The organism is Gammaproteobacteria bacterium (genome assembly GCA_022450155.1).
GTDB lineage: Bacteria > Pseudomonadota > Gammaproteobacteria > Arenicellales > UBA868 > REDSEA-S09-B13.
Map to the genome: position 1 here is coordinate 1 of JAKUQR010000070.1, position 2,917 is coordinate 2,917.

Annotated in this window: 3 protein-coding genes; all 3 read left to right on the forward strand. The window is 48.7% G+C overall.

What is annotated here, in order from left to right; translation table 11 throughout:
- On the forward strand, positions 1-298 hold a 298-nt coding region (locus tag MK323_15320), incomplete at its 5' end, for a hypothetical protein (protein ID MCH2483515.1).
- Between the two features lie 388 nt (positions 299-686).
- The gene (locus MK323_15325) at positions 687-2,048 is read left to right on the forward strand and encodes a DEAD/DEAH box helicase (protein MCH2483516.1); all 1,362 of its coding nucleotides are present in this window, start codon (positions 687-689) and stop codon (positions 2,046-2,048) included.
- A gap of 65 nt (positions 2,049-2,113) precedes the next feature.
- Positions 2,114-2,917: beta-lactamase family protein (locus MK323_15330; protein MCH2483517.1), on the forward strand; the 804-nt coding region annotated here is incomplete at its 3' end.

The window sequence follows — 2,917 nt, forward strand, 5'->3', positions numbered from 1 at the left end:
CCTGAAAGATGCTCCGTTTTTAATTTTAGACGAAGCTACTTCTCACTTGGACGCTCTCAGCGAAAACACTGTCCACAGAGCCCTTGATCAGCTTAAGACAAACCGAACCACTATTATCATTGCCCATCGGCTTTCTACCATCCGTAACGCGGACAAAATAATTGTCCTCAATAAGGGCAGCATCGTAGAAACCGGTTCACATCAAGAGTTGTTGCAGAAAATGGGGCTATATAGACAGCTTGTTTCCAAACAGCTCGGTGGATCCGGTGTGGAGGAGCCAAGAAGTGCTAAGCTCTGATGAAAATCAGCCATAACACTGATACGCATTTGATACCCCGAGGCACTGACCAACACGATCTCAACCCCCGTGAACACTTTGAAACATGTATCGAAAGCATCAAAGAGTTGCATGTAGATGCTGAATTGTGTATAATTAACAGGCGATCTAAGCAATTCTGGAGACTCGGAAGATTATCTTGATTTTCGTGTAATTCTCCTGCAACTCCCAATGCCTTATCATCCTCTGATAGGCAATCATAATCACCGTGATATTTTCGCTGAGATTTTTCCGAAAGTTCCACTGAACTAACATGGTTTTGTGCAACAAATGTTCGTAACTGAGAAAAACTGCTTTTTACTGCTGGACACAGTTAAGCAAAAAATACATGAATGGACTTGACGATTTTATGACCTTTAATGAACTAGGCTTATCTGCCCCTATACTTAAAGCTATTGCCAATCATGGCTATAGCGAACCTACACCAATTCAGGCTGAAGCCATTCCCGCTATACTTGCTGGCCATGATGTTATGGCTGCAGCACAGACAGGTACAGGTAAAACAGCAGGCTTTACGCTACCCATTTTGGAACTCTTGTCTAAGGGGCCTCGGGCACCAGCCAATCAGGCACGCACCTTGATTTTAACACCGACTCGTGAACTTGCGGCGCAGGTGGGCGCCAGTGTTGCTCTGTATGGAGCGTACCTCAATCTGAAATCTACGGTGGTATTTGGTGGCGTCAAAATAAACCCTCAGATGCAAAAACTGCGTCGCGGTGTTGATATCCTGGTGGCAACACCGGGCCGACTGATGGACTTACACAGTCAAAATGCCGTAAAGTTTGATCATTTGGAAGTGTTGGTGTTGGATGAAGCTGACCGTATGTTAGATATGGGTTTTATTCACGATATTAAGCGCATTATTAGTCTGCTTCCCAAGCATCGTCAGAACCTGATGTTCTCAGCAACCTTCTCTGAAGATATTCGTAAGCTGGCCAAAGGGCTGGTTCACAACCCTATTGAGATTTCCGTTAGCCCGCGGAATACTGCGGCGCCGTCGGTAGAACAGTGGGTTTGTCCGGTGGACAAGAAAAGAAAGCCTGCGCTTTTAACCAAACTGATTAAGGATGGCGACTGGTCTCGGGCACTGGTATTTAGCAAAACTAAACATGGTGCTAATAAACTGACAAAATACATCGAAGCCCATGGTATTACAGCTGTGGCTATTCACGGCAACAAAAGCCAAGGTGCGCGCACCAAAGCGCTGGCAGATTTTAAAGGCAATGAAATTCGGATACTGGTGGCTACAGATATCGCCGCTCGTGGTTTGGATATCGAGCAACTGCCACATGTGGTTAATTTTGATTTACCCCATGTGCCAGAGGACTATGTTCACCGTATTGGCCGTACCGGGCGTGCTGGGTCTTCAGGTCAAGCCATTTCGTTGGTCAGCGCCGATGAAGTGGAACTGCTTTCAGACATTGAACGCCTCACGCAGAAGATCTTAGAACGCCGTGAAGTTGAGGGCTTTGAGCCCAATCTGAGTTTACCTGAGACCACATTACATCAGCCCCTGCGCCATAAAAAGAAACGCAAGGCACTGAACAGTCAGACCAATAAGCAGAACAATACTCGTCACAACAATAATTCGAACAACACCAAAATACGTTCGGTGTATGGCCATAGGACAAAGTCTGGAGGCAAACTCAAGTACGGCGGTCGCAACCAAACCAGCAGACCAGGTCAACGTTTTAAAGGTTCCTCTGAGTAGCGCTCAGAGGCTAGCTGATAAACTAGATTTATCTGTATTAAAGATAAAAAGCGCAAGTCAACGTCATGGCGGACAATACGCCAATGGTGCTGCTGATTTTGAACCGTTTCGCCTTCCTACGATTTCCCCTTTCTATGATTGAGTCGATCACCACCCATCCAGACGAAGCCAGTACCCTTATCCACACTGATGCTACGGAAGCTCTTGACCAGTGGATGTCCGGGTTGGTGAAACGGGAATTGCTGCCCTTTGCGATGACCATCGTTGTGCGTTCGGATGGCGTTGGCTACTGGCGCTGGTGTGGCCTCGCCAACCCGAATCGCAACCTTGCTCCGGAGCCGGATACGCTGTTGCGGATGTATTCGATGACCAAGCCCGTCACGGCGCTGACAGCCTTGTTGCTGGAAGATCAAGGCTTGCTCGATCTGAAGGCTCCTGTAGAAACTCTGATTCCGGAGTTGGCTAATTGGCGGACGTTGAAGCATCCTGCTGCCGACTTACAGGACTGCACGCCGCTGGCGTCCGGCCCCACGCTTTTGCAACTGCTGACGCACACCTCCGGGATCTCCTACGGGGAAGCGCAGGGTTCCATGCTGGACCAAGTCCTTGCCCAGAAAATGGCGCATAATTATTCGCTTGGGGGATTGCTAGAAACCTTGTCCGAATTGCCACTCGTTTTTCCTCCGGGAACGGCGTGGCGCTACGGTTACGGACTGGACGTGCTGGGAGTGGCCATGATGCGGGCCACCGGAAAAAGCTTGGGGAAACTGTTCGACGAGTTGGTGTTTAAGCCAATGGGAATGACGGACACGGGCTTTTCCGTTTCCGGCTCTGAAACAAACCGCCTTGCAACCCTTTACCAATCGGAA

What these genes read in the sequence shown, in the direction of transcription:
- MK323_15325 (MCH2483516.1), top strand. Translation starts at nt 687, where the DNA reads ATGACCTTTAATGAACTAGGCTTATCTGCCCCTATACTTAAAGCTATT.